A 24,666-nucleotide genomic window follows, 5' to 3' on the forward strand; every position below is an offset into this window, starting at 1 on the left:
CTCAGCGGATCGGCAGGGCCACGGGACGGATGGGTGCCGCATCGCCGCCGCGGAATTTCAGCGAGGCGCCGATGAAGGCAAACTGGTAAACCTTGTCGCGTGACAAGCCTTCCAGGTCGACCAGTTCCAGGATGGGCGTGCCCTGCTGCGCCAGCAGATACGTGTGCACGGGCAGGTAGTTGCCCGCCACTTCGGACGGAAACGCTTCGAAACTGAGGTTGTCCGCGCCCACCACCATGGCGCCGCCATCTTCCACGAGGAATTTCGCCGCATCGAGCGACAGGCCGGGCGGATTCGCCATGTACGCTTGCGCTTGCTCATAGTGCTGCATGCGGCCCGTGCGTATCAGCACCACATCGCCCTTTTCCAGCGTGACCTTCTGTTTGGCCAGCGCGGCGCGCAAGTCTTGCCGAGTGACGCGGTAATTGTCGGGCAACTGTTGCAATCCTTTGGCCATGGCCACGTCGATCAGCACGCCGCGCGCGATGATGGGCGGCAGTTTTTCCGCGCCCGTCACGGTCCAGCCCCGATCGCCCAGGTATTGCTCTTCCGTAAAACCGTTCCAGATCTTGCCGTTCAAGCCGAAATGGTTGAGCGCGTCGATATGCGTGCCCATGTGCGCATACATGGACACGGCCGAACCCGTGTAACTGACGTGGCGGTTCATCTGTTCGCCCACATGCATCGAGTCAGCCACCACGTTGCCCTTCGGCGTGTGCGTCATCCACATCTGGTAGGGCGGATCGCCTGCCGCCTGCCAGCTGGGCATGCCGACATAAAAATCGACGGCCAGGTCGTAGCTCTTGCCGCCGTCGATGCGCGCCAGGATGGCGGCGCGCGATGTCGGTGTCATCAGGTTCAGGCGGCCGATTTCGTCTTTCGGCCCCCAGGGGCTGATGCCCACTTCGGGCAGGGCGGCGGCCGGGGCGGCTTGCACTGTGGCGGCCAGCAGGGCCAGCAGCAGGGCGGCCAGGGCGGCGGATGGTTTGAACATGGGGTACTCCTTGCGTGACATGAATGAAGAAGCCGCCATCATATTGTTTTCCATTTCAATGATAATCAGCGATAAAATAATAAGATATTCAACTGGATGGAAAGAATCATGGATGTCCTGGCGCACATGCGCGTGTTTCGCAAGGTGGTCGAGCGCGACAGCTTCAGCAAGGCGGCGCTGGACCTGAATCAGTCGGCGGCGGCCATCAGCAAGCAGGTGCGCCAGCTGGAGGCGCATCTGGGCACGGTGCTGCTGGTGCGCACGACGCGGCGCATGAGCTTGTCGGACGGCGGGCGCGCCTACTATGCTGAATGCTGCCGCCTGCTCGATGAAATCGATGCGCTGGAACTGGCCACGCGCGGCTGTACCGGCAAGGTGGCGGGGCGGCTGCGCGTGAATGCGCCGCTGTCGTTTGGCCTGAAGGTGCTGTCGCCGCTGCTGCCGGTGTTCATGGCCCGCTATCCGGACGTCAAAATCGAGATGACCCTGGACGACCGCCTGCGCGACGTGGTGGGCGAGGGCTATGACGTGTCACTGCGCATCCGCGCCGCGCTGGCCGATTCGTCCCTGGTGGCGCGCCGCCTGGGCGACATCGAGCAAATGATTTGCGCATCGCCCGCCTATCTGGCGCGGCGCGGCACGCCCCGGCTGGCGCAGGACTTGCACGGACACGATTGCCTGGCCTACCGGCTGGCCGACAGCCCCGGCGTCTGGCAGCTGGCCGGGCCGGAAGGGAGCAGCAGCATTGTCCTGCCCGTGCGCTTTTCCGCTGACAGCAGCCTGCTGCTGGCCGACATGCTGGTGGCGGGCATCGGCGTGGGGGCGCTGCCGTCATTCGTCGCCGCCCCGCTGCTGGCCAGCGGCGCCCTGGTGCGCGTGCTGCCGTCGCACGGCATGGCCAGGCGCGGCGTGTATGCCTTGACGCCCGACGGACGCCACGTGCAGGAAAAGGTGCGCGCCTTTTGCGACTTCCTGGCCGGGGCGTTGCCGGGGACCTAGGCGCCCGGTGTTTTCCAGGGCAACCATCGGACGCGCTTTTTTTCTTTCACAAGCGCGTCGGGCAGGAGCTTTGATAGTATCCTCGTACTTGCTGGGCGGCCGGAGCGCAGCCCATTCGAGGAAACCGGAATAAGCGATCGACAATGCACACTTTGAGCAAGGGCGGGGCGGGATCAGGCATCAGGATCTGGGCGGGTGGCCTGTTGCTGGCCCTGGCGGTGGGCGGCGCCCTGTACGCGGGCGCGGCGCGCACGGTCAATGACGACGCCGAACAGCGTTTCGACAATCTCACGCATAGCGCCCAGCATAGCCTGATCACGCGCGTAAAAAGCTATTCCGACCTGCTGCGCGGCCTCGAAGCCCTGTTCCGCACCAGCGAGCACCTGACGCGGCGACAGTTCCACGATTACGTGGCCGGCCTCGATATCGCGCGCCAGTTCCCCGCCATCGAATCGGTCAACTATGCGGTGGCCGTCCCGTCGGCGCAGCGCGCCGCCTTCATCGAGGCCGTGCGCAAAGACACCAGCCTGTCGCCGCGCGGCTATCCCGCCTTCACCATCCGCCCACCCGGCGAGCGGCCGGAGCACACGGTGCTCACTTACCTGGAACCCGATTCCCTGCTGGCCGAACGCATGGGCATCGATATCGGCGCCAACCCGCTGGTGGCGCAATCGCTGGCGCAGGCGCGCGACAGCGGCGAGGTCAGCGCGTCGGGCCAGGTGATCATGATCAAGGGGCCGCCCGCGCACGTGGGCCTGGGCATGCGCCTGCCCGTGTACCGCAACGGCATGCCGCAGGGCAGCGTGGCCGAGCGCCGCGCCGCCTACCAGGGCTCCGTCGGCATCGGTTTCGGCGTGGCGCAGCTGGTGCACAGCGCGCTCGAACGCAGCGCCCTGGAACCGCTGCACCTGACCCTGTACAGCGCGGGCGAACCTCTGCCGGCCCAAGGCGTCCTGCGCATCACGCCGCAGGACCGCCTGCTGTTCAACGATGACGGCGACCTGGCGGCGCCGCCGCAACCGGGCAGCGATGCCGGCTATTTCGACCAGGTGCTGCCCGTGGCGTACCAGGGCGGCCTGTGGAAAGCCCATTTCCGCGTGCGCAAGGCGGAGCTGTACAGCCCCTTCGACCGCTATTTCCCTTGGCTGGCGCTGGCCGTCGGCGTGGCCGGCACCCTGCTCATTTACGGCTATATCTTTACCCTGTACCGTTCGCGCCGCAACGCGGTGGCGCAGCGCACCCTGCTCGATACGGTGCTCGACAGCGTCGACGCCTACGTCTACATGAAGGATGCCGACCTGCGCTACCGCTATGTGAATGCGCGCACGGCGAAGATACTGGGCCGTCCGGCGGAGCAGCTGATCGGCCGCCAGGATGGCGAATTGATGCTCGGCGATGCGGCGGCGTCTGCGCAGCGCACGGAGCGCCAGGTGTTCGACAGCGGCACCAAGTTCGTCGGCGAGGAGCGCTTCGTCGATGCGCAGGGCCAGGTGCACCATCTGTGGAGCGTGAAGGTGCCGCTGGGCTTGCCCGGTCCCGTCACGGGCCTGATCGGCCTGTCCACCGACGTGACGGAACTGCACCGCCTGAAGGAGCAGGCCGACGCGGCCAGCCAGGCCAAGAGCGACTTCCTGTCGAACATGAGCCATGAAATCCGCACGCCGATGAACAGCATCATCGGCATGGCGCACCTGGCGCTGAAATCGGTGGCCGACGCGCGCCAGCGCGACTACCTGCAAAAAATCTTCCATTCGGGCCAGCATTTGCTGGGCCTGATCAACGACATCCTCGACTTTTCCAAGATCGAGGCGGGCAAGCTGGAACTGGAAGTGCTGGACTTCCGTCTCGATACCCTGCTGGCGAACATCGCCAGCCAGCTGGGCGACGCGGCCGCCGTCAAGGGCCTGGCGCTGCAGTTCGATATCGCGCCGGAGCTGTCGCAGCGCTGGCGTGGCGACCCGCTGCGCCTGGAGCAGGTCTTGCTGAACCTGACCAGCAACGCCATCAAGTTTTCCGACAATGGCAGCATCTTCGTGCGCGTGCGCCAATCCGAGGAGCGGGGTAGCCACAGCATGCTGCGCTTCGAGGTGCAGGACCGCGGCATCGGCATGAACCAGGAAGAGGTGGCGCAGCTGTTCCGCTCCTTCCACCAGGCCGACCCGTCGACCACGCGCAAATATGGCGGCAGCGGCCTGGGACTGGTGATCAGCAAGCAGCTGGTGGAGCTCATGGGCGGCAAGGTGGGCGTGTACAGCCAGCCGGGCCTGGGCAGCACCTTCTGGTTCACGGCGCGCCTGGAGAAAAGCGCGCAGGCGGCTGACGAGCGTATCGCCGAAGTCGAGCCGGAAGTACTGGACGTGATACGCGGCGCGTCCATTCTGCTGGTGGAGGACAACGTCTTCAGCCAGCAGGTGGGCTGCGAATTGCTGGAAGACGCCGGCGCCACCGTCTGCGTCGCCTGCAATGGCCGCGAAGCGCTGGAATTGCTGGCGCACCGGCGCTACGACTGCGTGCTGATGGACGTGCAGATGCCGGAGATGGACGGCTTCGAGGCGACGCGCCGCATCCGCGCCGACCCGCAGCTTGCCGGCCTGCTGGTGATCGCCATGACGGCCAATGCGGGCAGCGAAGACCGCGCCCGCTGCCTGGCGGCGGGCATGGATGAATTCCTGACCAAGCCGATCGCCCCGAATCTGCTGTTTCGCCTGCTGGCGAAATGGTTCCGGCTGCGCGGCGGCATCGGCAACATCGGCCGCATGCGCGCAAGCGACAGGCTGGCGGTGGCGCCGACAGCGCCGCCAGCGGACGCCGCGCCGGAATCGCGCGATACGGCCATCCTCGACCTGGGCACCCTGGCGCTCACGTTCAGCAATGACGCCGCGAAGATGCGCAAATACACGCAGCTGTTTCTCGACACGGCGCGCGACGGCATCGCCGAAATGGAGCAGGCCATGGCGCTGGAAGACCTGGGACGCCTGGCCGACCTGGGCCACCGCAGCAAATCGTCGGCGCTGGCCGTGGGCGCCCATGCCTTTGCCGGCCTGTGCACGTCGATCGAAGGCTTGCGCGTGGGCGGCGACCTGCAGCAGGCGCGCACGCTGCTGACGGCCTTGAGGCCGGCGCTGGCGCAGGTGGCGGAACAAATTTCCATGGAATTTGCCGCCAGCGACACTCCCTGACGCAGGCAACGGCGATAATATGCGTTTGACGCCTGCGGCCACCCGGCCGCAGGCGCGGCAACCCATCGGATCAGCATGCATACTCCCGTCACGCCCGGCCTCCTCATCCTGCATGGCAACCAGCTAGAACAGCTGCGCGCCGCCGTCTTCCAGTGGCTGCGCCAGCATCCGCTGGCACCGCTGGAAACGGATATTTTCCTGGTGCAGTCGAACGGCGTGGCCGAATGGCTGAAGATCGCCCTGGCCGAGGAGATGGGTGTGTGCGCCGCCACGCGCATCGCGCTGCCGGCGCGCCTGCTGTGGGAAAGCTACCGCGGCATGCTGGGGCGCGAGCGCGTCCCGCGCGTGTCGCCGTTCGACAAATCCCCGCTGACGTGGCGCTTGATGCGTCTGTTGCCGTCGCTGCTGGCCGACCCTGTGTTTGAGCCGCTGCGCTACTTCCTTGCCGATGGCGATAGCGAACGGCGGCTGCAGCTGGCCGAGCGCCTGGCCGACCTGTTCGACCAGTACCAGGTCTACCGCGCCGACTGGCTGGCCGATTGGGCCGCAGGGCGTGACCAGTTGCGCACGGCGCGCGGCGAAGCTATCCCATTGAAGGAGGACCAGCGCTGGCAGGCGCAGTTGTGGCGCGCCGTGGCGGCCGACGTCGACGCTTTCGAGCGCGACACGGGCCGCGCCGACATCCACGACGCCTTCCTGGCGGCGATCGCGGCCGGCGATGCGCCTGCCGGCAAGCTGCCGCGCCGGGTCGTGCTGTTCGGCGTGTCAGCCTTGCCGTACCAGACCTTGCAGGCGCTGGCCGCGCTGGCGCGCCACACGCAGGTGGTGCTGGCCGTGCCGAATCCGTGCCAGTTCTACTGGGGCGACATCATCGACGGGCGCGACTTGCTGCGCGCGCAAAACAAGCGCCAGCGGCAGCGCAACGGCACCGACCTGGCCGGGATTCCGCTGGAAGAACTGCATGCGCACAGCCACCCGCTGCTGGCCAGCTGGGGCAGGCAAGGGCGCGATTTCATCCGCATGCTTGACGAATTTGACGAACACGCGCAAGCCGAAGGGCGCGACGACAGCCTGCGCATCGACCTGTTTGGCGAGGAAACGGGCGAAACCTTGCTGCAGCAGGTGCAGGTGGCCATCCGCGAACTGCGTCCGCTGGCCGAACACGAGCAGACGCCGCCCGAGGCAGGCGACCGCTCGATCGAATTTCACGTGGCGCACAGCGTGCAGCGCGAAGTGGAAGTGCTGCACGACCAGCTGCTGGCCATGTTCGCGCACAGCGCCGGGACGGGCCTGCGTCCGCGCGACGTGGTGGTGATGGTGCCCGACATCGACACGTTTACGGCCGCCATCCACGCCGTCTTCGGCCAGTACCGGCGCAATGACGAGCGTTTCATCCCGTTCGAGATTGGCGACGTGAAGGACCGCAGCGTCAACCCGCTGCTCGTCGCGCTCGAGTGGCTGCTGCAGCTGCCGCAGCAGCGCTGCCGCCAGAGCGAAGTGCGCGACCTGCTCGACGTGCCGGCGCTGGCCACCCGCTTTGGTCTGCGGCCGGACGACCTGGCCACCCTGGGCGCCTGGATCGAAGGGGCGGGCGTGCGCTGGGGCTTGGACCAGCAACACCGCGCCGGCCTGGGATTGGGGGCTGCCGGCGAGCAGAATGCGTGGATCTTCGGCGTGCGGCGCATGCTGCTTGGCTATGCCAGCGGTAGTGGCGCCAGCTTTGGCGGCATCGAGCCGTATGCGGAAGTGGGCGGCCTCGATGCGGCGCTGGCGGGCTCTTTGGCGCAACTGGTCGAGGCGCTGCTGCACTGGCGCGGTGTGCTGGCCGGCGCGCGCACGCCGGCCGAATGGGGCGTGCAGGCGCGCGCGCTGCTGGCCGCTTTCTTTGACGCCGACGACGAAGGCGATCGCCTGACCCTGGCGCAGCTGGAAGGCGCCTTGCAGGGCTGGCTGGAAACCTGCGAACACGCGGGTTTTGTCGAGCAGGTGCCGCTGTCCGTGCTGCGTGTGGCGTGGCTGGGCGCGCTGGACGAGCCGACCCTGAACCATCAATTCGTCTCCGGCGGCGTCACCTTCTGTACCCTGATGCCGATGCGCGCCGTGCCATTCCGCGTAGTGTGCCTGCTGGGCATGAACGATGGCGACTTCCCGCGCCGCGCGCAAAAGGCCGATTTCGACTTGCTGGCATTGCCCGGCATGGCGCGCCCGGGCGACCGCTCGCGCCGCGACGATGACCGCTACCTGATGCTCGAAGCCTTGCTGGCCGCGCGCGACAAGCTGTACGTGAGCTGGGTGGGGCGCAATGTGCGCGATAATTCCGAGCAGCCGCCTTCCGTCCTCGTGTCGCAGCTGCGCGATTACCTGGCCGCCGGCTGGTCGCTGGACCGGCATCTTGCAAGCCTGACGACCGAGCATGCGTTGCAGCCGTTCAGCCGCCGCTATTTCGAGGCCGACGGTTTGCTGACCTATGCGCGCGAATGGCGCGTGGTGCATACCGATGCCGATGCGCAGGCCGCCGTGCTGCCGCTGGGTCCCTACGAACTCGATCCCGGCACGCGCTTGAAACTGGGCGAGCTGGCCAGCTTTTTGCGCCAGCCCGTCAAATACTTTTTCCGCTGCCGCCTGAGCGTGTATTTCGCCGACGCGGCCATGCTGGGCGAGGATGAAGAGCCGTTTGGCCTGAATGCGCTCGAACGCTATCTGCTGGAAGACACCATGCTGGACGACGGCGGCGCCGTCGAAGCGCTCGATGACGTGCGCGCCAGCCTGCAAGCGCGCGCGGAAAAGCTGGCGCGCGAAGGCGTGCTGCCCATCGGCCTGATCGGCCGGCAGGTGCAGGCGCAACTGGTCGAGGCGCTGGTGCCCGTGCGCAGCGCGTGGTTGTCCTTGCGCGCCTCGTTCCCGTACGCGGCCGACAAGCGCGCCATCAATCTGCCGTTTGGCGAGCTGCAGATCGACGACTGGCTCGACAAATTGTGCAGCAACGGGCAGGAAACGGCCTGGCTGATGCAGATTTCCTCGAAGGTGACGGACAAGGGCGGCCTGGCGCGTGGCGACAAGCTGATGCTGATGTGGCTGCGCCAGCTGGCCGCCGCCGCCCTCGGCTTTCCCGTCACCGGCTACCTGGTGGCGCGCGACGCCATCGTCAGCATGGCGCCGCTCGATCCGGCCACGTCGCGCGAGGCGCTGGCCACCTTGCTGGCGCTGTGGCGCGAAGGCATGAACCATCCGCTGCCCACGGCCTGCAAGACGGGCCTGGCGCTGGTGCAGCAAGGCGACCCGCGCGCCGTCTACGATGGCGGTTTTGAACTGTCGGGCGAGCGCGACGAACTGTGTTTGGCGCGCCTGTGGCCCGAGTTTTCCGCGCTGGCCGCGGAGGAAGCCTGGGAAGACTGCACGCGCGAGCTGTATGGCCCGCTGGCCGACTGGCTGCAGCAGCACATTACGATAGACCCGATCAGCGCGCCCGATGATGGCGCGGGAGAAGAACAATGACGAGCCATCTGCTCAACCCCCTGGCGTTCCCGCTGCACGGCTCGCGCCTGATCGAGGCATCCGCCGGCACCGGCAAGACCTGGACCATCGCCGCGCTGTACGTGCGGCTAGTACTTGGTCACGGCGTGGGCCACGGCGGCGAAGGCACGGCTTTTACCCGTCCCCTGCTGCCGGCCGACATTTTGGTGATGACGTTTACCCGCGCCGCCACGCGCGAATTGTCGAACCGCGTGCGCGAGCGCCTGATCGAGGCGGCCGCATATTTCCGCCACGAATCCGGCGGCAGCGACCCGTTTCTCGACGCCTTGCTTGAGTCCTATCCAGACGAGAGCGAGCGGCAAAAGGCCGCGTACCGGCTGATGCTCGCTGCCGAGACGATGGATGAAGCGGCCATTTTCACCATCGACGCGTGGTGCCAGCGCATGCTGCGCGAGCATGCGTTCGACAGCGGCAGCCTGTTCGATGAAGAACTGGTCAGCGACGAGCAAGCCCTGTTCGAGGATGCCGCCCACGATTACTGGCGCCAGCAAGTCTATCCCTTGCCGCCGCAGGCGCTCGACGTGCTGCTGGCCTGCTGGCCCGACGTGGGGGCGCTGAAGAAAGGCGCGCGCGAGCTGGCGCGCCGCGCCGACATCATGGGCATGGCGGACGAAGAACCGTTATCCATGCTGATCGCGCGCGAACAGCGGGCGCTGGCCGCGCAGCTGGCCACCCTGAAGGCGGGCTGGGTCGAGCGCGTGGACCGGATGGCCGTGTGGATCAACGACCACCGGGCCGCCAATCCCAAGTGTTTTAACGGCGTCAAGATGAAGCCGGAGAACCTGGCGAAGTGGTTCGACGGCCTGCGCAAGTGGGCGCAGGATCCGCTCTTGCTGCTGCCGGCCATCACGGCCAAGGCGTGGGAGCGATTGACGCCGTTCGGCATCGAGGATGCGTTTGCCAAGAGTTTCACGGCGCAAGTGCCCGAATGCTTCGAGCATACGGAGGCGCTGGGGATCGCCCTGGCGGGTATCACGCCGCTGGCGCACAAGCTGCACCTGCATGCGGCGGCGGCCATCGCGCGGCGCATGGATCAGTTGAAGCGCCAGTCGCGCCAGTTCGGCTTTGCCGACATGCTGCAGCGATTGCACGACGCGCTGGCTGGCGAGAACGGCACTGCACTGCGCCAGCGCATCATCGACCAGTATCCGCTGGCCATGGTCGATGAATTCCAGGATACGGCGCCGGCCCAGTACCGGATTTTCAACCTGTTGTACCGCATCGCCGACAACGATCCGGCCCTGGGCCTGTTCCTGATCGGCGACCCGAAACAGTCGATCTACGGCTTTCGCGGCGCCGACATCCAGAGCTACCTGGCGGCGCGCCGCGCGACAAACGGGCGCCATTATCAGCTGGGCACCAACTACCGTTCGACGGCGCCGCTGGTGGCGGCCGTCAACCAGTTGTTCCTGCACGCCGAGCGCGACGAGGTCCCGCTTGGCGCCTTCCGCTACCGTCAAGGGGGCGAGAATCCGCTGCCGTTCGAGGCCGTCGACGCCAAGGGCCGCGCCGAGCACCTGGTGAACGCCGGCGGTCCGCTGCCGGCGCTGCTGGCCGCCTGCGCCAGCGATGAAGGGCTGCGCGGCGACAGCTACCGCGAGTATTTCGCGCAGCACTGCGCCGAACATATCGTCGCCATGCTGGGCGATGCGCAAGCAGGTTTCGATGGCCCCGATGGTTTTACGCGCCTGCAGCCGGCCGATGTCGCCATCCTCGTGCGCGACCGCAAGGAGGCTGCGGCCATCCGCCGCGCGCTGGCCCGCCGCCGGGTTGCCAGTGTCTACCTGTCCGACAAGGATTCCGTCGTCGACAGCGAGGAAGCGCAAGACGTGCTGCGCTGGCTGGCGGCGCTGGCCAACCCGCTCGATGGGGGGCTGGCGCGCGCCGCCTTTGCCACGCGCACCATTGGCCTGTCGCTGGGCGAACTGGCGCGCCTGTCGAGCGATGAGCTGGAATGGGAACGCCGGGTCGAGCAACTGAAGGCCTTGCATTTGATCTGGCAGCGCCAGGGCGTGCTGGCCATGCTGCGCCGCTTCATCCACGAACTGCAGTTGCCCGCCATGCTGCTGCAGCAGACGGGCGGCGAGCGGCGCTTGACGAATCTGCTGCATCTGGCCGAATTGCTGCAATCGGCCAGCCGCCAGCTCGATGGCGAGCAGGCGCTGATACGCTGGCTGGCCGAGCAGATCGCCGGCGAAGGCGAGGGCGGCGACGAGCGCGTGCTGCGCCTGGAAAGCGATGCGGAGCTGGTGAAGGTCATCACCGTGCACAAATCCAAGGGACTCGAATATCCGCTCGTGTATCTGCCGTTTTCCGTCACGGCGCGCAAGGTGGACAAGCGCAACCGCAGCTTCTTCGACTATGCGGATGAAAAAGGCGAACGCCGGCTTGACTTGTCCTTGTCCGACGAAGCCATGGCGGCCGTCGAAGAAGCACGTATCGAGGAAGACTTGCGCCTGCTGTACGTGGCGCTGACGCGCGCGCGCCACTTCCTGTGGCTGGGCGTGGCCGCCCAGGCGGCGCGCAAGGCGGGCGATAACACCTTGCACGAATCGGCGCTCGGCTACCTGCTGACGGGCGGCGACAAGCTGCCGTTCGACCAGCTGCTGTTGCGCTGGCAGCAGGTGGCGGGCAGTTGCGACGCCATCTACGTGGGTTCTTTGGCGCAGCCCGACGCCTGCACGGTGCTGGACCGCGTCGAGCGGCGTCCCGAGCTGCGTCCCGCCCCCGTGTTCGCGGGCGAATTCGAACGCGACTGGTCGGTGGGCAGCTTCACGTCGCTGACGCGCCAGATCGGCGCCGTGACGGCCGCGCACGTGCCGCAGCGGGCGCTGGAAGAAACCTTGCTGGAAGACGGCACGGCGGTGGCCGTGGCCTCGCCGCTGCACATGGGCGACACGCCGTGGCACCGTTTTCCACGCGGTTCCGTGCCCGGCAATTTCCTGCACGAGCAGCTCGAATGGATGGGCGGCGAAGGTTTTGACTGCGTCCACGACGACAATTTCAATACGCGCCTGGCCGCGCGCTGCGAGCGGGCGGGCTGGGGCCACCGCCAGGACGACGCCATCGCCTGGCTCAGGGAAATCGCCATCACGCCGCTGCCGCTGCTCGATGCCTCGCTGTCGCAGCTTAATAGCACCCTGTCCGAGATGGAGTTCTGGTTCCCCAGCGAGCATCTGTCCACGGCGGCGCTCGATCAGCTGTGCACGCGCTTGCTGCTCGACGGCGCGCCGCGTCCCGTGCTGCCGCGGCGCCAGCTGCACGGCATGCTGAAAGGCTTTGCCGACCTGGTCATCGAAAAGGATGGCCGCTACTGGGTGCTCGACTACAAGTCGAATGCGCTGGGCGCCAACGACGCGGCCTATCACACGGCCGCGCTGGCGGCCGGCATGGCGCAGCACCGCTACGATATCCAGGGCGCCATCTACATGCTGGCCCTGCACCGGCTGCTGAAAAGCCGCATGGGCGACGCGTATGACCCGGCCGAGCACCTGGGCGGCGCCATCTTCCTGTTCCTGCGCGGTATCGCGAATGCGGATACGCATGGCTGCTACTGGCTGGCGCCGCAGCTGGAACTGCTGGACGGCCTCGATCAATTATTGTCAGAAGAAGTGGAAATAGCATGAACCATGACGTGGCCCTGGACGCCCTGTTTACCCATGTAGACGGCGTCGCCGAAGCGGGCCATCTGCGCCGCCTGAGCGCCGCTTTTGCCCGCTTCATCGCCAGCCTGGACGAGCAGGCGCCGCATGCGCCCGCCGTGGCAGTGGCGTGCGTCGTGCTGTCCGAGCTGGAAGGGCGGGGTCACAGCTGTCTGATGCTCGCTGACCTGTCTGGCGAACCGTCGCAGTTGCTGGGCTGGAGCGAGGAGCTGTGGCATGGCGTGCTGGCCGTTTCCGGCCCGCTGCCGGACAGCGTCGCTGGCTGGCGCGCGCTGCTGGCCGGCGCGCCGCAGGTGTGGCAGGTGGGTGCGCCCGACGTGAAACAGCCGCTGGTGCTCGATGGCGACCGCCTGTATTTGCGCCGCTACTGGCGCGATGAGAGCCTGGTGGGCGAAAAAATCGCCGCGCGCGCACAGGATTTGACCAATCCGCCGCTGGCGCAGGTGCGGCAATGGCTCGACATCCTGTTCGACCAGCCGACGCAGGATGGTGGCCCGGACTGGCAAAAGGTGGCGTGCGCCATCGCCCTGCGCGGCAAGGTGGCCATCATCACGGGCGGGCCGGGGACGGGCAAGACGTACACGGTAGCCAGTTTGCTCACCTTGCTGTTTGCCGTCTCGCCGCAGCCGGAGCAGCTGCGCATCGCGCTGGCCGCGCCCACGGGCAAGGCGGCCGCGCGCTTAAAACAGTCGATCGACAAGGCCTTGAGCGGCCTGGCGAAAAAGGTCGGGGTAGCCTTGCCCCTGCTGGAACTGGCGCGGCGCATGGGCGCGGCCCGCACCCTGCATAGCTTGCTGGGCGCGCGGCCCGATACGCGCGCCTTTGCCCACCACGCGGGCAATCCGCTCGACGTCGACGTGCTGATCGTCGATGAAGCGTCGATGGTGCACCTGGAGATGATGGCGTCGGTGCTTGACGCCTTGCCGTCCACGGCGATATTGATCCTGCTGGGCGACAAGGATCAACTGGCGTCCGTGGAAGCGGGCGCCGTGCTGGGCGACTTGTGTCACGACGCGCAGGCGGGCGGCTATACGGACGCCACCATCGCGTATGCGCAGGCGGCCAGCGGCGTGGCCATTCCCGCCGCCTTTGCGGGAGCGGCCGGTGCGCTGGCGCAGCAGACGGTGATGCTGCGTCACAGCCACCGTTTCAGCGGCCCGATCGGCGAACTGGCGCTGGCCGTGAATGGCGGCAGGCCCGATCTGGCCAGGGCCTGCTTCGCTGGTGACAGCGGTGGCCAGCTGGCGTGGACGGTGCCGGCGCAGCAGGAAGACGTGCTGCGCCTGGCCTTGCGCGGACGGCTTGACGCGCCGGGCGGGTATCAGCCGTATCTGCAACTGGTGAATGCCGGCGAGGCCGCGTACGCGCAGCATGACGACTGGGTGCGCGCCGTGCTGCACGCGTTTGAAGCATTCCGCATCCTGTGCGCCGTGCGCGAGGGAGAATGGGGCGTGGCCGGCCTGAACACGGCCATCGAGCTGCGGCTGGAAAAGGAAGGCTTGATACGCCGCAGCGAATGGTATGTGGGCCGTCCCGTGATGGTCACGCGCAACGACTATGGCACGGGCGTGTTCAATGGCGACATCGGCCTGACCTTGCGCGACCCGGCGCGGCCCGGATCATTGCGCGTGTACTTCCTGGAAGGCGAGAACGTGCGCAGTGTGCTGGCCACGCGTTTGCGTCATGTGGAAACGGCGTTCGCCATGACCGTGCACAAGTCGCAGGGTTCGGAATTCCGTCACACGGTGCTGGTACTGCCGCAGGAAGGCGGCGCCATGCTGGCGCGCGAACTGGTCTACACGGGCATCACGCGCGCGCGCGACTTCTTTACCCTCGTCTCGCCCACGCAGGCCGTGCTGTTCGACGCGATTCTGCGCCGCACGCAGCGCGCCAGCGGGCTGCGCGGCTTGATCGGCTGATTTACTTCGCCAGCTTCGCCTTGGCCACCAGCGCCTGCACCACTTGCAGGGTCGCCTGATCGACGCCCTGGCGCGGCAGGGCCGGGTTGGCGCCGGCCACCATCGACGGATTGGTTAAATAGCGCCCGCCCACGATCAGGGTGGGCGTGCTGTCGACCTGGTAGCCGGCGGCAAGGCGCGGCAGGTTTTTCAGCTTGGTTTGCACGCCAAACGACTGGTAGGCGCTTTCGAAGGCAGCCTTGTCCAGGCCATTTTTCAGCGCCCAGTCGAGGTTATCCTTGTCGCTGGCCAGGCGCTTGCGTTCCACATGCCAGGTATGCATGACTTGCGCGTGCAGCGCTTCTTCCTTCTTCAACGCCTCCAGGGTCAGGAACAGATGCGCCTCCGGATCATTCGCCGGCATGTGCGGCAAATGGATGCGGCGGAACGACACCGTGGCGGCATTGTCCTTGACCCAGCGCGCCAGGCTCGGTTCCAGCGCGTTGCAGGCAGGGCAGTGGTACATGAAAAATTCGATCACTTCCACTTTGCCCAGCGCCGCCTGCACGGGCTGCGGCGTGGCCAGCACCAGGTAGTCGGCGCCCTGCACGGGTGCTTGCGGCGAGGCGAAGGCGCTGGCGGCGGCGAAGCTGGCGCAGGCCAGGATGAGGTGGTGCAAACGCATGGCGGCTCCTTTGAAAAGATTGACTATGAGGCAATCGTTGTATAGCGTCAACGGTTGATGGTGTTGCTTTGATGTAATAAACGTTAATTATTCCAAATATTGAATGATAATGTTCCGATTTTTGTGTGAAAATGGTGGCGAGTGTGCGTGGCAAGGCTGCTGCTTCACACCATAAAAATCACTACAAGGGAGTACACCATGTTTTCATCGTTGCGTACGCGTCTGGTGCTCATTTGCGTGGCCATCGTCGTATTGTCCATGCTGGCCCTGTCGGTCGCCAATTACGTCACCACGCGCAGCAGCATGCTGGCATCGTCGGACCAGCAGATGCAGCAGCTGCTGCAAAGCCAGTCGGCCGTGCTGGCGCAATGGGTCGATGGCAAGAAAAAGGTCATGGCGTCCGTCGTCATGTCGGCCGAGACGCCCGATCCGCTGCGCGCCTTCCAGATCGCGGAAAAGGCCGGCGATTTCGCGGAAGTGTTCATCGGCTACGCGGACAAGCGCTCCGTGTTTACCCATCCGGGGCGCCCGGCCGATTTCGATCCCACGGCGCGCGCCTGGTACACGGACACCGTCAAGGCGGGCGTGCCGATGCTCACGCCGCCGTACGTGGACGCGGCCAGCCACAAACTCGTGGTGTCGTTCACGGCGCCCGTCGGACCGAAAGAGGCATTGGTCGGCGTGGCGGGCGCGGACGTGCTGCTCGATACGGTGATCGCCAACGTGGTGGCGATCAAGCCGACGCCGCACAGCTTTGCCTTCCTCGTCGACCAGAGCGGCACCATCATCGCCCATGCGAACAAGGACCTGAGCCTGCAGCCGGTGGCGAAACTCGATGCGGCGCTGTCGGCCGCACAGGTCAACCGCCTGGAAAGCGCGCGCACCAGCGAGGCCGTGCGACTGAATGAGCGCGACGGCAAGCTGTACGTCACGCGCGTGGCGGGCACCGACTGGCTGCTGGCCGTGGTGCTGGATCAGCAGGAAGCCATGCAAGCTTTGCAGACGATGCTGACGACGGCCACCGTCACGGCCGCGTTGCTGACAGGGCTGGCGGCGCTGCTGCTGTCGCTGCTGGTGTTCAGGATGCTCAAGCGCCTGGAACTGGTGCGCGACGCGCTCGACGACATCGCCTCGGGCGAAGGCGACCTGACTCTCCGCCTCGACGCTTCCGGCGTGGATGAACTGGCGCAGATCGCCGGCGCCTTCAACCGCTTCATCGACAAGATCGCCGCCGTGCTCGTGAAAATCCGCACGGCCAGCGAATCGGTGAAAGTATCGTCGTCGGAAATCGCCGCCGGCAACCAGGACCTGTCGTCGCGGACGGAACAGCAAGCCAGCTCGCTGGAAGAAACGGCCGCCTCGATGGAGGAGCTGACCAGCACCGTCAAGCAGAACGCCGACAATGCGCGCCAGGCGAATCAGATGGCGCAATCGGCGTCCGGCGTGGCCAGCAAGGGCGGGCAAGTGGTGGCGCAGGTGGTCGATACCATGGCCTCGATCAACGACTCGTCGAAGAAGATCGTCGACATCATCAGCGTCATCGACGGCATCGCCTTCCAGACGAATATCCTCGCCCTCAATGCGGCCGTGGAAGCGGCGCGCGCGGGCGAGCAGGGACGCGGCTTTGCCGTGGTGGCAACGGAGGTGCGCAGCCTGGCGCAACGCTCCGCTGGCGCAGCGAAGGAAATCAAGCTGCTGATCGACGATTCGGTGGGCAAGGTGGACTCGGGTGCGCGCCTCGTCGACGAGGCCGGCGCGACGATGCAGGAAATCGTCGACAGCGTGCGCCGCGTCACCGACATCATGGGCGAGATCACGGCCGCCAGCGCCGAGCAAAGCTCGGGCATCGAGCAGGTGAACCAGGCGATTGCGCAAATGGACCAGGTGACGCAGCAGAACGCGGCCCTGGTGGAAGAGGCGGCCGCCGCGGCGGAAAGCCTGCAAGACCAGGCCAGCACCCTGGCGCAGGTGGTGGGCGTGTTCAAGCTCGATGAGGGGCAGGCGCCGGCGCCTGTCAAACCGGTGCTGCGCGCACCTGCCGCGCCGCGCCTCGGCAGCAGTCCGACAAGGACGGCTGCCGTCAAGCCGGAGCGCGGCGAGGAGTGGGAGACGTTTTAAGCGCGGCTAGGCGCGCCGGGGCGCCAGGGTCGGCGCCATCTGTTTCGCCACCTCGAAAAAAGCGTTGGTAGCCGGCGTGTTCTGGCGCCGGTCGCGCACGGCCAGGCCCACCTTGCGGCTGACGGGCGGGTTTAACGGCAGGGCGACCAGCTCCGGATACTGCTCGCGCAGGCGCTGCGGCAGGGCCAGTTCGGCGACGATGGACAGGCCGTCGCCGCGGCTGACCATATCGAGGATGGTGATCACCTGGCTGATGCGGTAGGGCACGTTGGGCTGCAAGCCCGCGTTGGCGAACAGCGGCTCGATCAGGCAGGCGCAGCCCGCCTCGGACATGATGAACGGCCCGTCGCATAGCTGCGCCAGGGTGATGGACGTTTCGCTGGCCAGCGGATGGCTGCGCGGCACCAGCGCCATCATCTGGTCTTCCACCAGCGGCGCCGTATCGAACCGCTCGTCGGGCAGCACGACGAAGCCGACATCGACCCTGCGTTCGCGTATCCACTGCACCACTTCATGGTCGGCGCCCTCGTCGATGCGCAGGTCGATGCCCGGATAGCGCAGGCGAAATTGCGCCGTGATGGCCGGCAGCAGATTCAGCGACGACGTCGGGCCGAAGGAGCCGATGCGCAGGGTGCCCTGGCGCTGGCCCAGCACGTCGGCCGCCTCCTGGCGCATGGCTTCCGACAAGCCGAGGATTTCGCGCGCACGCACGAGCAGCTGGCGGCCCACGTCGGTCAGTTCGGCCGAGGCCTGGTGGCGCACGATCAGGTCCACGCCCATCTCCTTTTCCAGCGCTTTTAACGCATGCGAGACGGCCGACTGGCTGATGCCCAGCTGCGCGGCGGCGGCGGAAAAGCCGTGCAGTTCGGCCACCAGGGTAAAGATTTCCAGTTGCGTGAAGGTCATGATGTGGTTTCTTTGGTATATGAGTATTTACTCATTATTTCATGAGTTAATATTAGTATTAATATATATCTGCAGCGTCCGCTGTACAAGCGATATCATAGGACTTTCCATGCATACTACCGCCATCCCTTCCGCCGCCTTGCCTTCCGTGCAATCGCCGCTCGTCTACATCAAACTGATTTTCGTCGCCCTGTTCTGGGGCGGTACCTTTATCGCGGGCCGCGTGCTGGCGCAGCAGATGCCGCCGATGACGGCTGCCAGCGGACGTTTCGGCGTGGCCGTGCTGTTGCTCGTCGTGCTGGCGTGGAAACTCGAAGGCGGCTTGCCGCGCCTGGACCGCAAGCAGCTGATGACGACGGCCGCGCTGGGCCTGACGGGCATCTTTCTGTACAACCTGTGTTTCCTGGCGGCCCTGTCGCGCATGCCGGCCGGACGCACGGCCCTGTTCGTGGCCCTGAACCCCATCGTCACGGCGCTGGCCTCGGCCTTCCTGTTCCGCGAACGGCTCGGTTCCTTCAAGTGGCTGGGCATCATGCTGGCGTTTTGCGGCACGGCCATCGTCATCACGCGCGGCGACCTGGCTGGCGTGCTGCATGGTAACGGCGGCGGTATCGGCATGGGCGAGGTGTTCATGTTCTGCGGCATTTCCAGCTGGGCCGCCTACACCCTGATCGGCCGGGTCGCGCTGAAGGGCTTGAGCCCGATTGCCGCCACCACGTATGCATCGATGTGGGGCCTGGCCTTTTTGCTGGTAGGCGCGGCCGTGGAATTCCCCACCGTGCCATGGCACAGCTTTGGCTGGCAAGTGTGGGCCGCCATCGGCTACCTGGGCGTGTTCGGCACGGTGATCGGCTTTGTCTGGTATTACGAGGGCGTGAAGGCGCTGGGCCCGTCGCGCACGGCCGTGTTCAACAACCTCGTGCCCGTGTTCGGCATCGTGCTGGCGGCAGTGCTGCTGGGCGAACCCGTACTGGTTTCGATGCTGGTGGGGGGCGCGGTGACGATTGCCGGCGTCATCATGACCAACCGGCAAGCGAAATAGTTATTTGGCGCGGCGGCGCTTCGACGGTTTCGCCGGCGCCTTCTTGTGACGGCTGACGGAGGCGCGCATCACTTTCGGCTCTTCGATGCCGTTCTCGGCCGCCAGCATGCGGCGGATGTTGACGGCGTCCATGGCGCGCACGGAATTGGCGCGCGCGTTGAGCAGGATCATGGTGGCGAACTTGCCAGCCGACTTGATGCGCATGATCAGGCAGCGGCCCGCTTCATTCGTGTAGCCCGTCTTCGACAGGCCGATATCCCAGCCCTTGGCGCCCACCAGGCGGTTCGTGTTGTGGTATTCCACGTCGCGGCCCTTGATCTGGATCACGTCCTTCGAATCCGTCGTGATGCGGCTGATTTCCGGGTAGCGCGAGGCGGCCACGGCCATCTTGACGAGGTCGGCCGCCGTCGACTGGTTGTTCGGCGACAAGCCCGTCGGCTCTTCGATCACGGTCTGGCGCATGCCCAGGGCCTTGATCTTGGCGTTGACGGCCACGGCAAACGCCGTCGGGCCGCCGGGGAAGGTGCGCGCCAGCGAGGCGGCGGCACGGTTGTCGGACGACATCAGCGCCAGTTGCAGCACGTCGTGGCGGCTCAGGGTGGCGCCCACGGGCACGCGCGAGGTGCTGTGCTTCAAGGTGTCAACGTCTTCACGGTCGATGCTGATCTCTTCCTGCATATTCGCCTTGGAATCGAGCACGACCATGGCCGTCATGAGTTTGGTCAGCGAGGCGATGGGTACCACCACGTTGGAATTTTTTTCAAGCAAGACTTTGCCTGTGCCGTCTTCGACCACCAGGATGGACTGGGAACCGAAGGGCACGGCGATGGCCGCTGTCGAAAGCGTCATCAGCACCGCGGCGAACATTTTTTTGAGCATGGGATTGTATGTGGGAAAGCAGTTTTGGGGCGCCATCAAGGGCGCTGCGCGCAAATCCGGAAACGGGCCGTGCGGGGACGCGGCGTGTATCTCGGAGGCAATATTTGCCAAGCTTAAACAATACCATTAAAGATCAAGCGATGTCTACGGTATAGGCCCGCGACAAGCGGCGTTGCGGCCAATTTGGCAAATAAATGAGGCTAATCTTGCCGTAGTGAAAATTGTTGCGCGATTATTGATTTCGTCTTGGAAACTTCGTACTATTTCAGCAATATTGGCAGCGCGAGTCCGGCAGGCGCCGCGCGCTTCGTCGTTGATGCCTGCCGCTTCGTGCTTCGTCGCCCCGCGCTATGCCCTGTACCAAGGGCGCCGTAGACTGCGTTCATGCCTGATTGACACGACAAGGAGAACGCAGCATGTGGAAAAAATTTGCCGGATGGTATCGCTGTTACGACGATGAAACCCTCAGGGTGCTTGCGCATCCGGACACGGCGCCCCAGGTCCCGCAGGGCTGGCGGCGCAGGGTGGCGTTGCGGCTCGTGACTTTGACGCCGATCGAGCGCCAGCAATTCCACGCCTTCATGCTCAAGTACCGGGGCGCCGGCTTTTACCTGGCGGCAGCCAGGCTGGTGCTGTTGTTCAGTATCGTCGGCGTCGTGCTGCATCTGCTGCTGCCCGACAAGGTGGGCTGGACCAAGGCCGTGGTGCTCAGCAATGTGCTTGGCCTGGCGATGGCCTGGGGCGTGCTGGGGGTCTGGTTCAATTACCGCAAGCTGGCGCAAAAGAAGTTCAAGACGCTGCTGTTGCTACTGCTGGTGCCGGCCCTGGGCGGTGTGGCGATCGGTGTGCTGCGCGCCATGCTGGAAGGTCATGGTTCCATCGGCGTGGCCATTGAGCGCGGCGCGCGCGTGGGCGGCTGGGCCGCGCTCACTGCCGGGCTGGTCTACATGGTGCCGATGACCATCGTTGTTCTGTGGCGCAACCGCCAGTACGAAGCGCTGGCCCTGCAGCTGCAGCAGGATGCCGAGCGCGACCGTCTGGCGCGCGAACTGAGCGAATCGCAGCTGCGTTTGCTGCGCGCGCAGATCGAACCGCATTTCCTGTTCAACACCCTGGGCGCCGTGCAGCAGCTGGCCGAGCAGGGCGCCAGCGGGGCGGCGCAGGCGGCCGCGCTGACGGCCAACCTGATCGCCTTCTTGCGCGCCAGCCTGGCCGAGATGCGCGCCGACCAGGTGCCCCTGCAAACGGAATTTGACGTGGTGCAAGCGTATCTGCAAGTGATGCAGGTACGCATGGGCGCGCGCCTTTCCTTCCGCCTCGGCTTGCCGCCCGGCCTGGCGCAGATACAGGTGCCCAGCATGATCTTGCTGACCCTGGTGGAAAACGCCATCAAGCATGGCATCGAGCCATCGCTGCGGGGTGGCGAGATCGTCGTCTCGGCCCTGCTCGATGCGGACGGCGCCATGCGCTTGCGCGTGCAGGATACCGGTGTGGGCCTGGGCGCCGCGAGTGCGCCCGGAGGCGGCCTGGGCCTGGAGAATGTGCGCCGCCGTCTGCAGCTGGCCGCGGCCGCTGCCAGCCTGCACGTGCAAAACGGCGAGGAGGAGGGCGTGCTCGCAGAGATCGTATTGCCGATGACTACCAAGGAACTTGCCGCATGAATACCACCATCCTGATCGCCGAAGACGAACCGCTGATGCGCGAACGCCTGCAGACGATGCTGGCGCTGGCCTGGCCCGAGGCGCGCATCGTGCTGGTGGTGGAAAACGGCAACGATGCCTGGGACGGTTTTCTCGAGCATGAGCCGGACGTGGTCTTCCTCGACATCCGCATGCCTGGCCTGTCGGGCCTGGAAGTGGCCGAGCGCATCGGCACCCGGGCGCACGTGGTGTTTGTCACCGCATATGACCAGTATGCCGTCGATGCCTTCGACGCGGGCGCCGTCGATTACCTGTTGAAACCCGTGCAGGCCGAACGCTTGCAGCGCGCGCTGGCCCGGCTGCGCGACAAGCTCGGCGCCCAGCCGGCCGACATGGCCAATTTATTGCAATCGCTGCGCGCTGCCTTGCCGGCGCCGCCGCGCGAAAAACTGAAATGGATCAGGGCCAGCGTGGGCAAGCAGATCCGTTTGATCGACATCAACGACGTGCTGTTCTTCCAGGCCGACACCAAGTACACGCGCGTGGTGCTGGCCGGCTCGGAAGCGCTGGTGCGCACGCCGCTGAAGGATTTATTGGGCGGCCTCGATCCGGAACAGTTCTGGCAAATCCACCGTGGCACCATGGTCAACGTGAAAGCCATCGAAGCGGCCGAACGCATCGATGCCGAGCGCATGCAGGTGCTGCTGCGCGGCAGCACGGAAAAATTGCCCGTCAGCCGCACGTTTACGTATTTGTTCCGCGATTAGTGCAACATATCGCCCAGCACGTTTTGTAAACGGTCATGAAAAGCGGCAAAGCTGGGCATGGCGGAGGCGCCTTTCGCATCGAATGCGATCCCGCGCATCCACTCGGCAAGTTCAACGGCGTTTTTTTCGCCGCCAAGCGCATGCGCCAATTGTTCCTTGGCTGAATTCGGCGCATCGTCATTGCCGGGAATGTCCTCCAGTTTTGTGCAATGTTGGAACGGCTGTTTCTTTGCCGCGCACAGCAACCAGGCTTCAGATTTTGGGTTCGGTAGCATGGGCACCCCACGGGGGAACTGGGCGCGGTGAAAACCGTCTAGCATGGATTTCCATTTTTGATCCCAGAGTGCTGGTGGGTCGGAGCGCATTTTGTCGTGGTCGCGGAATAGCACGGCTACAGCGTTATCAGCCAACTCAGCTTCTATTTCCAGGCTTGCCTGACCAAGATCCAGCGCATTGGCATGGAAGTAGCCAGTTTCCAGTCCATGTTTTTTTCCAGGCAAAATCACGCTGCGCTTGTTGGCCTTGCGCTTGGCGGCAAACTCAAGCAAACGTGCTTTGCTGATGAATTGTATGGCATTTGGATTGTCTGACAGCGCGTAGCCCAGCCTACGTTCGATAAGTTGCTCCAACAGTACTGTGATTGGTCCTGATTGGAAGTTTGTATCACTGCAGCGTCCCTGGGCGTTGGTGCACATGCCCAGGTCGCTGGGGCCTTCGCCGCTCAGGACCAGTATCATGCGGCGCCTTTCTTTGATGTGGGCGATTTCTTCGCCTTCTCATCCACTTCTTTGGCAGTAGTGTCCTGCTTGTCTAGTTCGACGCAGGTCGCGGTGAGTGCCACCAGATCCGTATCAATAAAGGCTTCACCAGGCCCCATCAGATCAAGTTTTTCACCGATGCCAGGCAGAGAGAAGAATTGCCTTGCCCGCGTAAAGCCTTCAGGTGTTTTATAGACAAACAGCACTGACTCGCGCGCCACGTCATCTTCCAGATAGTTCAGGATCATTGGATTGTGCGTGGTAACAAGGATTTGCTGCTTTGCATTGACCAGCAAGTTCACCAGCTTTTCTACGATTTCCGGATTGACGCCATTTTCCACTTCATCGAACAGCAACATAGCGTTGCCATCAAGCGTTTGCGCCAGCATGGCCAACACGCGCAGCAAGCCATCGTTGATATGGCGTACTTCGGTTTCGACGTGCTTGCCATCGAAGTCTTCAATGATCGACAGACGTTTCCAGCCGCCTTTAGTGGGCGATGATTTGAAGTCGATCACGCGAGGATAAAACGTGCGCAGCAGATCCAGCAAATGCTGCTTGTCTCCTCCCTTGATCGAGTGCAAATAGGCGGACAGCTTTTCGCCACCTATGCCGATGCTGGCGGCGCTCTCTCGCGTACGCTGGCGCATCAGGTGGGGGGATAGCAGTTCTAGTGATCGAATATTGCGGATCGTATCACGTATATTTTTTAAATCCGAGCCTAGTTCACTATCACGTAATTGGGACAGAAGAGAACCTTGATATGTAAATGCTACCGGTACTAAGTCACGTTCGTCAACCCGATATTGCCGATCTCTCAGTCTAAACAATAACTCAAATTTTCCATCTATCTCCATTGCTGCTACTTCGGTTAAACATGCTAATTCTTTACGATTCAGTGACCCATTCCAAAGTCCTAATTTTCTTCCGTGCACAGTTGTTGCACTGAACGATATATTGCTCGTTGATACTAATTTAGATGCGATATCTGCACGATCCCAGCCCCGTGAAGCTAGCCATTCATCGATTTTTCCACTCATTAATTGAGAAAGGAAATCAAAAGCTTGTAGAACAGTCGTCTTTCCTGCACCGTTTAAACCGATTAAAACCGTAAATTTAGGCACAACAATCTGGAAATTAACGAGTGACTTAAAGTTTGAGATAGTAAAATCATTAATCATATGTACCTGCCTGTGAGCGATGCGACAAATCCGCACCATGACGAACTTGATTTGTCTATCATCCCACATCGCTATCAATTCGTGAATAGCAAAGCTATTATTTGCTGTTCTTTACGTTCTTTGCGTTCATTGAGGTCGGCGCGAAAAGGAGTATCGGCCCGCAGACGGGGCCGGGTGGGAGAGTATTTACTGGATCTTGGCGATCGACACTTCCGTCGATTTCACCAGCGCGATGACTTCGCTGCCCACTTTCAGGTCCAGGTCCTTGATCGAGCGCGAGGTGATGACCGAGGTGACGATGCCGTGCGGCGTTTCCACGTCCACTTCCGAGACCACGGGCCCGAAGATGATTTCCTTGATCTTGCCTCTGAACTGGTTGCGTACATTCACTTCCGAGATAGCCATGATGTTTCCTTTGTGCCCG

At 64.4% G+C, this 24,666-nt stretch carries 16 protein-coding genes; 9 read left to right on the forward strand and 7 right to left on the reverse strand.

What is annotated here, in order from left to right:
• Position 1: 1 nt before the first annotated feature.
• Complete coding sequence (locus tag FG13_RS01995; protein ID WP_035826877.1) at positions 2 to 994, reverse strand: cyclase family protein; 993 nt, start codon at positions 992 to 994, stop codon at positions 2 to 4.
• Between the two features lie 108 nt (positions 995 to 1,102).
• Here FG13_RS01995 and FG13_RS02000 point away from each other — a divergent pair, with 108 nt between their 5' ends.
• The 5 genes from FG13_RS02000 (at position 1,103) to recD (ending at position 14,287) form a co-directional block, all read left to right on the forward strand.
• Positions 1,103 to 1,993, forward strand: a complete 891-nt coding sequence (locus FG13_RS02000) for a LysR family transcriptional regulator (RefSeq protein WP_035817921.1) — start codon at positions 1,103 to 1,105, stop codon at positions 1,991 to 1,993.
• A 143-nt stretch (positions 1,994 to 2,136) separates the two neighbouring features.
• Positions 2,137 to 5,172 carry a CHASE domain-containing protein gene (locus FG13_RS02005; protein WP_035817924.1) on the forward strand — a complete coding sequence of 1,012 codons (3,036 nt, stop codon included), beginning with the start codon at positions 2,137 to 2,139 and terminating at the stop codon, positions 5,170 to 5,172.
• 75 nt (positions 5,173 to 5,247) lie between these two features.
• Positions 5,248 to 8,667, forward strand: a complete 3,420-nt coding sequence (gene recC, locus FG13_RS02010) for an exodeoxyribonuclease V subunit gamma (RefSeq protein ID WP_035817928.1) — start codon at positions 5,248 to 5,250, stop codon at positions 8,665 to 8,667.
• Positions 8,664 to 12,332 carry an exodeoxyribonuclease V subunit beta gene (gene recB, locus FG13_RS02015; protein ID WP_035817931.1) on the forward strand — a complete coding sequence of 1,223 codons (3,669 nt, stop codon included), beginning with the start codon at positions 8,664 to 8,666 and terminating at the stop codon, positions 12,330 to 12,332. Before recC ends, recB begins: the two co-directional genes overlap by 4 nt.
• Positions 12,329 to 14,287: an exodeoxyribonuclease V subunit alpha gene (gene recD, locus FG13_RS02020; protein ID WP_035817934.1), complete on the forward strand. Its 1,959-nt coding sequence runs from the start codon at positions 12,329 to 12,331 to the stop codon at positions 14,285 to 14,287. Before recB ends, recD begins: the two co-directional genes overlap by 4 nt.
• Before the next feature lies 1 nt (position 14,288).
• Here the strand turns inward: recD and FG13_RS02025 are convergent, their stop codons facing one another.
• Positions 14,289 to 14,951: a thiol:disulfide interchange protein DsbA/DsbL gene (locus tag FG13_RS02025; RefSeq protein WP_035817936.1), complete on the reverse strand. Its 663-nt coding sequence runs from the start codon at positions 14,949 to 14,951 to the stop codon at positions 14,289 to 14,291.
• Positions 14,952 to 15,149: 198 nt separating this feature from the next.
• On the opposite strand from FG13_RS02025, the gene FG13_RS02030 reads away from it, so the two are divergent.
• A complete protein-coding gene (locus FG13_RS02030) occupies positions 15,150 to 17,069 on the forward strand; it encodes a methyl-accepting chemotaxis protein (RefSeq protein ID WP_035817939.1) in 1,920 nt (639 codons plus the stop codon).
• Positions 17,070 to 17,075: 6 nt separating this feature from the next.
• Here the strand turns inward: FG13_RS02030 and FG13_RS02035 are convergent, their stop codons facing one another.
• Positions 17,076 to 17,975, reverse strand: a complete 900-nt coding sequence (locus FG13_RS02035) for a LysR family transcriptional regulator (RefSeq protein WP_035817941.1) — start codon at positions 17,973 to 17,975, stop codon at positions 17,076 to 17,078.
• 109 nt (positions 17,976 to 18,084) lie between these two features.
• On the opposite strand from FG13_RS02035, the gene FG13_RS02040 reads away from it, so the two are divergent.
• The gene (locus tag FG13_RS02040) at positions 18,085 to 19,017 is read left to right on the forward strand and encodes a DMT family transporter (protein ID WP_035817946.1); all 933 of its coding nucleotides are present in this window, start codon (positions 18,085 to 18,087) and stop codon (positions 19,015 to 19,017) included.
• On the opposite strand, the gene FG13_RS02045 is transcribed toward FG13_RS02040, so the two are convergent.
• A complete protein-coding gene (locus FG13_RS02045; protein ID WP_035826880.1) occupies positions 19,018 to 19,896 on the reverse strand; it encodes a serine hydrolase in 879 nt (292 codons plus the stop codon). It abuts the gene before it with no gap.
• Between the two features lie 416 nt (positions 19,897 to 20,312).
• Here FG13_RS02045 and FG13_RS28675 point away from each other — a divergent pair, with 416 nt between their 5' ends.
• Together FG13_RS28675 and FG13_RS02055 are read left to right on the forward strand one after the other, a co-directional pair.
• Positions 20,313 to 21,557, forward strand: a complete 1,245-nt coding sequence (locus tag FG13_RS28675; protein WP_051958377.1) for a sensor histidine kinase — start codon at positions 20,313 to 20,315, stop codon at positions 21,555 to 21,557.
• Complete coding sequence (locus FG13_RS02055) at positions 21,554 to 22,303, forward strand: LytR/AlgR family response regulator transcription factor (protein WP_035817955.1); 750 nt, start codon at positions 21,554 to 21,556, stop codon at positions 22,301 to 22,303. The genes FG13_RS28675 and FG13_RS02055 overlap by 4 nt, the downstream gene beginning before the upstream one ends.
• Here the strand turns inward: FG13_RS02055 and FG13_RS02060 are convergent.
• From FG13_RS02060 to FG13_RS02070, 3 genes are all read right to left on the reverse strand, one after another.
• Entirely contained in the window at positions 22,300 to 23,040 is a 741-nt protein-coding gene (locus FG13_RS02060; RefSeq protein WP_035817958.1) for a hypothetical protein, read from the reverse strand. The genes FG13_RS02055 and FG13_RS02060 overlap by 4 nt on opposite strands.
• The gene (locus FG13_RS02065; RefSeq protein ID WP_035826885.1) at positions 23,037 to 24,242 is read right to left on the reverse strand and encodes an AAA family ATPase; all 1,206 of its coding nucleotides are present in this window, start codon (positions 24,240 to 24,242) and stop codon (positions 23,037 to 23,039) included. The genes FG13_RS02060 and FG13_RS02065 overlap by 4 nt, the downstream gene beginning before the upstream one ends.
• Before the next feature lie 186 nt (positions 24,243 to 24,428).
• Positions 24,429 to 24,647 (reverse strand): TOBE domain-containing protein, encoded by a 219-nt coding sequence (locus FG13_RS02070; protein WP_034757699.1) that lies wholly within the window; start codon positions 24,645 to 24,647, stop codon positions 24,429 to 24,431.
• Between the last annotated feature and the right edge of the window lie 19 nt (positions 24,648 to 24,666).

It is taken from the genome of Janthinobacterium sp. RA13 (assembly GCF_000745325.1).
GTDB lineage: Bacteria > Pseudomonadota > Gammaproteobacteria > Burkholderiales > Burkholderiaceae_D > Janthinobacterium > Janthinobacterium rivuli.

What these genes read in the sequence shown, in the direction of transcription:
- FG13_RS01995 (WP_035826877.1), bottom strand. Translation starts at nt 994, where the DNA reads ATGTTCAAACCATCCGCCGCCCTGGCCGCCCTGCTGCTGGCCCTGCTG.
- FG13_RS02000 (WP_035817921.1), top strand. Translation starts at nt 1,103, where the DNA reads ATGGATGTCCTGGCGCACATGCGCGTGTTTCGCAAGGTGGTCGAGCGC.
- FG13_RS02005 (WP_035817924.1), top strand. Translation starts at nt 2,137, where the DNA reads ATGCACACTTTGAGCAAGGGCGGGGCGGGATCAGGCATCAGGATCTGG.
- recC (WP_035817928.1), top strand. Translation starts at nt 5,248, where the DNA reads ATGCATACTCCCGTCACGCCCGGCCTCCTCATCCTGCATGGCAACCAG.
- recB (WP_035817931.1), top strand. Translation starts at nt 8,664, where the DNA reads ATGACGAGCCATCTGCTCAACCCCCTGGCGTTCCCGCTGCACGGCTCG.
- recD (WP_035817934.1), top strand. Translation starts at nt 12,329, where the DNA reads ATGAACCATGACGTGGCCCTGGACGCCCTGTTTACCCATGTAGACGGC.
- FG13_RS02025 (WP_035817936.1), bottom strand. Translation starts at nt 14,951, where the DNA reads ATGCGTTTGCACCACCTCATCCTGGCCTGCGCCAGCTTCGCCGCCGCC.
- FG13_RS02030 (WP_035817939.1), top strand. Translation starts at nt 15,150, where the DNA reads ATGTTTTCATCGTTGCGTACGCGTCTGGTGCTCATTTGCGTGGCCATC.
- FG13_RS02035 (WP_035817941.1), bottom strand. Translation starts at nt 17,975, where the DNA reads ATGACCTTCACGCAACTGGAAATCTTTACCCTGGTGGCCGAACTGCAC.
- FG13_RS02040 (WP_035817946.1), top strand. Translation starts at nt 18,085, where the DNA reads ATGCATACTACCGCCATCCCTTCCGCCGCCTTGCCTTCCGTGCAATCG.
- FG13_RS02045 (WP_035826880.1), bottom strand. Translation starts at nt 19,896, where the DNA reads ATGCTCAAAAAAATGTTCGCCGCGGTGCTGATGACGCTTTCGACAGCG.
- FG13_RS28675 (WP_051958377.1), top strand. Translation starts at nt 20,313, where the DNA reads ATGTGGAAAAAATTTGCCGGATGGTATCGCTGTTACGACGATGAAACC.
- FG13_RS02055 (WP_035817955.1), top strand. Translation starts at nt 21,554, where the DNA reads ATGAATACCACCATCCTGATCGCCGAAGACGAACCGCTGATGCGCGAA.
- FG13_RS02060 (WP_035817958.1), bottom strand. Translation starts at nt 23,040, where the DNA reads ATGATACTGGTCCTGAGCGGCGAAGGCCCCAGCGACCTGGGCATGTGC.
- FG13_RS02065 (WP_035826885.1), bottom strand. Translation starts at nt 24,242, where the DNA reads ATGATTAATGATTTTACTATCTCAAACTTTAAGTCACTCGTTAATTTC.
- FG13_RS02070 (WP_034757699.1), bottom strand. Translation starts at nt 24,647, where the DNA reads ATGGCTATCTCGGAAGTGAATGTACGCAACCAGTTCAGAGGCAAGATC.